Source organism: Lactococcus petauri, from assembly GCF_002154895.1.
GTDB lineage: Bacteria > Bacillota > Bacilli > Lactobacillales > Streptococcaceae > Lactococcus > Lactococcus petauri.
The window spans coordinates 1-6,969 of the sequence record NZ_MUIZ01000018.1 but is presented as its reverse complement, the minus strand read 5'-3'; the positions used below and the strand labels follow the sequence as shown (position 1 = coordinate 6,969).

Genomic DNA, 6,969 nt, shown 5'->3' with positions numbered 1-6,969 from the left:
TGTCTGGGTTAACCAATTGTGAATCATCCCCTGAGTATTTCAGCGTGAATTCTTTTGGTTTACCGTCATTCCAAGTAATCGCAAGACCTGAAGGAGCTTGCACTTCTTGAATGGTATAAGTGTCATCCACTTCCATTTGGTTCAGCAATTCAACATATTGACTTGAAGCCATATCCGCAAGACCATTTTTATCTGTTACTAAATTCCCAACAACAGTACCTTTGGTCTTATCTTTAATTTCGAATGTTGCACCAGCAAGAGAATAGTTATCTGTAATGTTTGTATTTCCAGATAAGCTATTTGTTTTCTCTACCTTAATAGCTTGAACTTGTTTTTTGTCTGAGAAAGTAACTCCTGTTGGATTACTTGCGTTTGTTCCAGGGACAACCTTGATTGGCAGGTCCGTAGAAGGTTTTTTTGCTGTTCCATCTGGATTTACAACGACAACCAAGTTATTTGAAAGTGTATAAGGCGCAGGAACATAGGTTTCACGAATTGTAGCAGGCGTTTGAGCTTCACCACCTGCAAGGTTTTCTGGGTCAGCCATTAAATTATTAATGGTTACTGTTCCGTCAGCCCCAGTGGTAAATTCGCCCCCATTTGGAAGTGCTTTGCCATCTGCATCTTTTGTGACCTGTTTGCCTTCTTTATTGAGTAGGATAAATTTAGTTCCTGGAATGATTTTTCCAGAGTCTGAATCTTTCTTTGTAATTTTAATTGAAGCAGCAGGAATTACACTTACAGTAACTTTGGCTTTCATACTCGGGTCAGTTGATGAGTACATGACGTTTTGACCTGGAGTATTATCTGTGTTCTTTGTAAACCAAACACGAACACCACCAGCATTTGCAGTACTATCAGTTTCAGAAATACCACCATTATCTAGGGTCACTTCTGTTTTTCCAGCTTTTGCAGGTTTTACAGATAAGACGTTTCCAGAGATAGAAGCTGCCCCTCCATTTGTGGCAGTAGCTTTATAATATGGAAGTGTATTAGTACTGTCTGTAAACTTAGCTGTATCCCCCATTTTAATTGTTTTTTCTTGCCCAATAAATGATACTGGTTTAATATGGGCATTGTATTGTCCCAATAAGTAATCCATACTATCCATCACAGCTTGATAGCTTTGATGACCATCATTCAAGTTTTGAGTGTAGTCATTCGCAGGACGATTTTCTGAAGCTGCGGCAGATGCAGGGAGACCATCTCCATTAGCAATATCCCAGATAATCATTTGAGCCGCAAAATACATGGCATCATTTGTAGCAGCACTTGCCTTTGTGTTATTAAATGATAACCAGCCAATCCATTGAAGTTGAGTCCGTTGGGTTGATGTGAGAGTTGCCCAATCTACTCCAACTGAACCGTTTCCTGAATCTGATAAAGTTGCGGATGCACCTGGCGTAAGTGGACTCGCTTCATCTAAACAATACACGCGACCTGGTGCGTTTCCTTCCGAAACAGCTCCCGTATTCGTTAAAGGATAAGTCAGCCATGGATTATTTGTACCCGGATGTTCTTGTTGTAGATATTGTAAAGATTTGCCTTCGGCATTAAATGCGTAAGGATTATCCAAATGAACAGAAATCGTTCCGTTAGAGAAGGCCTTAGCGTAACTGTTCACACTTGGTAACTGAAGCTTAGAACTTTTAGAATTTTTTTGAATAATTTTAGTATTATCCAATTCTTCTGTTTCCCCTACAATAGGTGTGGCTCCATCATTTGTATTTTCTTCTGTTACACCTTGACTTGTTTTTGGATCCGTTGAGGCTTGTCCCATAGCCTGAACAATAACTCCCCCACTTTGTAGAGCAGTTCCCAACAAGGTAAAGACAATCATTGATCCGTAGACCCATGTTTTTCCGCTTTTACGCATTGAATAGTGTGTAACTTTTGGTTCTGATAAATCTTTTTCTAATTTTTGTTTTTTCTTCAAATTCATTCGAATTTTTTTCCTTTCCTTTTCATCAAAAAAAGTATGAAAATTGAATTCATACTTTGTAAATAGTAATTTAATAAAAATATTTATTTTGCTTAGTTTTAACGATCATCTTCTTTCTACAATCCTTTTAATGTCTTAATTGAGGACTAAAAAAAGACTATCCTTTGATAGCCTCTACCTAAAAGTTATATTCTAATCATAAGATGCAACAGTAAATGACCAACACTTTCCTGCAGCTTGCAAAGCATACCCCGCAGCATATGCTGCATCTTCTGAAGTAAATAATCCTCCAAAGTGAATGTTCCCATGAAAGTCAGAATAATTTAATTCCCAATGATGAACAACTGGTGTTGGATCGGGTGTAGGGTTTGCCTTAACCACATTATCATAAAATCTCTTTAAAAATGTGGCCATCTCTCCCCGTGTGACATTTCCATCTGGATTAAATGTTGTGGGTGTATAGCCGGTTGTAATCTTTTTTGAATTCAACCAGCCAATATCATTCGCGAACATATTACCTGAAACATCTTTAAATGGTGAATCGTAATGAGCAGTTGATGGAGCTTTTCCTGTATCTTTTGCCACTCTATGTAAGAAAGCAGCCATTTGTCCACGTGTTACTGCTCCATTAGGGTTATAGTATGGTGCTGTTCCATTTGTGACTGTTGTGGCAGTCAACCAAAGAATTTGAGTTTTATATTGACCAACATCATAATAGACATTGAATGGGGCTGAATAACTTGGTGAACCTGCAAGTCTGCTTAGAAAAACAGCCATTTCTCCTCGTGTCACCGAATAATCAGGCTTATATGATGTTAGCGTGTATCCTGTCGTTATGCCAACATTGTATGCCCAGTTAATATAATTTTTATACTGCGAAGCTTGTGCATCACGATAAGGTGCATTTCCAGGATGCTTTATGGGTAATTCTTTTAAAGAAACAGAAATTTTTGGTAGATTTCCACTCCGCATTAATGATTGACCATCAATTGCTTTGATTAGTGAATCTGCCTTAACTTCACTTGTATAAGTCGCAAATAAAAATGTACTACTAAGTAAAAGCGCTGTAGTTAAAAATTTTTTTCTTTTTTTCATGAAAAACTCCTTATAGTTAGCCACTTGCTCTCAATAAGAAAAATTTGTAATTTATTTTCTCTTAAGAGAATTTTATTATAGTACTATAATACCACAGAGTCTTTTATGAGGAACCTAAAAAATCAGGATTTTTTTCTCAGACAAAGTAAGTTGATAATGGAGATTCTACGTGTACTTATTCAGCACCCTCTGCTCCGTATTATTCAGTTTTAAAAGCGTCCTCTCCTACATGTTTATACCTCCACTGATATTCTTTTATTCCAGTGTACAAAAATAAAAAAAACGACCATTTCACCCACGTAGGCAATCGGTCGTTTTGTAATATAAGAATTTTGGGGAAAATAAAGTTAAAAAGTGTTAAATTTAATCATAATTCCCAACTGTGAAAGACCAGCACTTCCCGGCAGCTTGAAGTGCATAACCCGCAGCATAGGCAGCGTCTTCAGAAGTAAATAATCCCCCCGAATGTATATTGCCTTGGAAATCAGAATAATTTAATTCCCAATGGTGAACAACTGGAGTTGGGGTTGGGTCTGGGTCTGGTGTAGGGGTTGGGTCTGGAGTTGGCGTAGGAGTAGGTGCTGGTGTAGGAGTTGGGGTTGGCGCCGGAGTAGGAGACACATTATTATTCGCATTCCCTCCATTAGTGGATGTATTTCCACCTGCAGGTGCCTGAGGAGCCACATACCCACCTCCTACATCAGTTGTATCCACTGCTGCATTCGCTTGTATTGAAGATGTATCCCCTGTTGTTTTTGTATTTCCTTGGTTTTCTACAGATGCAGCTTTCGATTTATTCTGTTGTGTTGTTGCTGCTTTTTGTGCTGCACGGGCTTTATTTGCTTGTGCTTCACTGTCTTTAATTTTTTCTGTTAATTCAGCTTTCAAGGTTTTGTTATAAGGGGACGTTAATTTTGCAACTGCTGTCTGAGCGGCTTTATGCTTTTGGTCATTCATGGCATCTTTTTGATAAGCCTCTACCGTTTTTCGTGCTGCGCCTTCAAGTTTTACACGAGCACTAATTCCAGATAACTCCTCATCAAGTTTTTTAGCTTCTTTGGTATCTTTTACCTTAGAAATGGCTTCTTTTGCACTTTTAATATTTTTACTGTTTGGAACCTTTTGAGCATTAAGAAGTGCAGCTTTAGCTTGTTTCAATATTTCTTTTGAATGATCCACAACTTTCGTTACTTTAGAAGAGCTACTTGAGGTATTCTCTTTTTTTACATCTTGTTTTGACCCACAAGCTGTAAGCAAAAGCGTACTACTAAGTAAGAGGGTTGTCATTACTGCTTTTTTTGTTCTTTTTATCATTATAAAACTCCTTATGTTTTTCTTTGAAATAAGACAACTATTCCTTGTTGCTTATTTCACTATTTTTTACTTTTTTATCATAGCATACAAATTTTTTCTGGGAACCAAAAATAGATATTTTTTTTGCTTTGTCATAGAAAAATAATATTTCTGACTTTTATTCCCTTATGCAATGCCCGATATAACTGGATTTGCAGTTTTTCTTAAAAATATTTTTTTATTCACAATTAAACACCGTATGCATTTTAGCAATTTGTAATATTTAATTCTATTACAGCATTACGATTTTGAACTCGTTTTTTGTTTCAACCACCCCTGATAAGTAGAATATAACCCCATTGTAAGCCCTAACTGATACTCCTCCAAATTTTCAATCGTATTTTTTGTGTTTTCTGGCAAAGTTCTCATGAGATGAGGCACAAAGACAACAGGTAAAACCTTATCAAGAAAGATTTCTTTTCCTTCCTCTGAAAATAAATGATAAGTTGTCTCAGGCTTGAGGTAAGCTTTACAAATCTTTAGAAAGTATTCCAAAGAATATTGTTTGGCTTGTTGTGTTCCTGATACAAGATCTTGAGTGATAAAGAAATTTTCATAATTGCCATAAACCCACTGTGAGTTATTGAGGTAAGGACAGATAATAGTATGAATAAAACTATTCAATTCAATGAGCTCTTGTTCTTCTATTCCCAAAATCTGAACAAAGCTTTCTAAGTCGAATACATCACACTCAACGACCCCTTCTGAGATATAATTTTTTTGATTTGGTTCGTCTTTTTCTGTAATTACCATTGAGCGAACCACAATTCTCCCAAGTTGATTTCTTTCCATTTTAATATTCTCTTTTCTTTTAATTTTATTTTACATGACCATTAGAAGTTTACAATTTATCTAATGCATCTTTTTGTTTTTCATCCACAATATGGGTATATAAATCCGTTACCTGGGTAGAGGAGTGCCCAAGCTGATGACTGACAAGAACTTGAGAGTTAGTTTCCTCATAGAGCCTAGTTGCTAGAGTATGTCGAAGCTTATGAGGAGTGATTCTAACTTTGAAACCCAAAGAATACTTCTCCACTATTTTTTCAATTGATGTTGTATCAATACGATTTGCCTGACCACGGTAGCTGGTTAAAAATAGAGCAACGTCTGTTTTTTCAGCACCATACCTCTTTTCACGAATTTCGAGATACTCATAAAGATAGGGCTTGGCAAAAGGGGAAATTCCAACAGCATCTTTTTTCCCACCTTTTCGAATAACTTCAATAATCAAGGTATTTATATTCAAATCTTTTAGATTTGCATTTACTACCTCCGATAAGCGAAGCCCAGAGGCGAGCATTAATGCAATAATGGCCAGATCACGTTCTTTATTTCTTTCAAACCAAAGTTTAGCCTTCGGTGAAAGCTCCCCCACATAATCCTCAGATATATAGTCTAAAAATCCTTGAGATTCCTCACCTAAAAATAGTTTCCCTTTTATATTTTCAGCTCTTGAGGCTAGAGTTGCTTTCGTCTTCTTTATTTTTATCTTTTTCATAACATTTCGATAAAAATAGGGTTCACCTTCACTATTTTCCACTTCTTCAGTTAGAAATTTATACAAACTGGATAAAGCAGCAATCGTTCGATTAAGAGTTGCCTGCCCAACCCCTCTCTGGCCAATCTGATTATTTAGAAGCGGTCTTTCTCTTAAATAAATAATAAAAGATTCAATATCAGTTTTCCCAAGATTTTCTAGGACTTCCACAGAAATTTCTGAGGTTGTCTTAGCTTGAGCTATATCTGAGTCAATTAACCATGTAAAGAAACGATCAAATTCTTTCAAATATTCATAGAGTGTTGCGTAACTGTAAGGTACACTTAACTTAGAATGATAATATTCTAGAACAAAGCCAGGCATCTTTTCTTTTATTTTTTCAATATTTTTTAGGATGTTTTCCTGTTTCAATTTCTTCCCTTTCAATTTTTTGTTGACACCATTATAACCTACGATTTTTTTCTGGGAACCAACAATTGGGAAAAATAAAAAAATGCACTACAAAAAGTACATTTTATCTTTAAGTGTCTAAAATCAATCTTCATCATCACCGAAGTTTCTGATTCCTCTTCTATAGAGAAAACGTGCGCCCAAATATAGAGGTATTGCTATCGCAATGATAATAATCAATGTAAAAATTAGCTTTGCAAATACCATGTAGAGTCCACATACAATTCCCGCCAAAACTATCAATCCAAAAATAGTGACAAGACATCCACCTAATCCTTCAAAAACTTGTCCAAAAATTAAAGCCGGTAACCATCTCATTTTTCTTCTCCTTCAATACTATCGTTGATCGTTTCTACATCAATTGCCACAAGGTATTTCTCCTTTTGATAAGCCTTGTATATAAATACTTCTTTACCTATGCATTCTTGAAATTTTTTAGCCAACATGTAAGTTGTATTACCTTGGGATACAATCCCAATGATTGCAATCTCACGCTCTGCCTGTTCTTTTTCCGTCCTATAAATGACTCTTATACCTTGTAATGGTTTACCAGACGCAGCTTTTTTATCTAAGTCCACTCTTCTAAGTGAAAGTATAATTGCTTTAAATCTTGTAGACGTATTCCAAC

At 36.1% G+C, this 6,969-nt stretch carries 7 protein-coding genes; all 7 read right to left on the bottom strand.

From position 1 onward, the window contains the following. Window positions 1-1,942, bottom strand: a 1,942-nt coding sequence (locus BZZ03_RS11455; protein WP_143466349.1) for a SpaA isopeptide-forming pilin-related protein, incomplete at its 3' end; no start/stop codon positions are given. 192 nt (window positions 1,943-2,134) lie between these two features. Beyond that, window positions 2,135-3,037, bottom strand: a complete 903-nt coding sequence (locus BZZ03_RS11450; protein WP_096777368.1) for an S-layer homology domain-containing protein — start codon at window positions 3,035-3,037, stop codon at window positions 2,135-2,137. Window positions 3,038-3,400: 363 nt separating this feature from the next. Then, window positions 3,401-4,351 carry a hypothetical protein gene (locus BZZ03_RS12205; protein ID WP_086583370.1) on the bottom strand — a complete coding sequence of 317 codons (951 nt, stop codon included), beginning with the start codon at window positions 4,349-4,351 and terminating at the stop codon, window positions 3,401-3,403. A gap of 279 nt (window positions 4,352-4,630) precedes the next feature. After that, window positions 4,631-5,182, bottom strand: coding sequence for a hypothetical protein (locus BZZ03_RS11440; protein WP_086583369.1), 552 nt, complete (start codon window positions 5,180-5,182; stop codon window positions 4,631-4,633). Window positions 5,183-5,231: 49 nt separating this feature from the next. Then, window positions 5,232-6,302 carry a tyrosine recombinase XerS gene (gene xerS, locus BZZ03_RS11435; RefSeq protein ID WP_086583368.1) on the bottom strand — a complete coding sequence of 357 codons (1,071 nt, stop codon included), beginning with the start codon at window positions 6,300-6,302 and terminating at the stop codon, window positions 5,232-5,234. A gap of 123 nt (window positions 6,303-6,425) precedes the next feature. Further along, complete coding sequence (locus BZZ03_RS11430; RefSeq protein ID WP_086583367.1) at window positions 6,426-6,659, bottom strand: hypothetical protein; 234 nt, start codon at window positions 6,657-6,659, stop codon at window positions 6,426-6,428. Continuing rightward, window positions 6,656-6,969: hypothetical protein (locus tag BZZ03_RS11425; protein WP_233128993.1), on the bottom strand; the 314-nt coding region annotated here is incomplete at its 5' end. The genes BZZ03_RS11425 and BZZ03_RS11430, both read right to left, overlap by 4 nt.

Coding starts and splice junctions, on each gene's coding strand:
- BZZ03_RS11440 (WP_086583369.1), bottom strand. CDS start 5,182: ATGGAAAGAAATCAACTTGGGAGAATTGTGGTTCGCTCAATGGTAATT.
- BZZ03_RS12205 (WP_086583370.1), bottom strand. CDS start 4,351: ATGATAAAAAGAACAAAAAAAGCAGTAATGACAACCCTCTTACTTAGT.
- BZZ03_RS11430 (WP_086583367.1), bottom strand. CDS start 6,659: ATGAGATGGTTACCGGCTTTAATTTTTGGACAAGTTTTTGAAGGATTA.
- BZZ03_RS11450 (WP_096777368.1), bottom strand. CDS start 3,037: ATGAAAAAAAGAAAAAAATTTTTAACTACAGCGCTTTTACTTAGTAGT.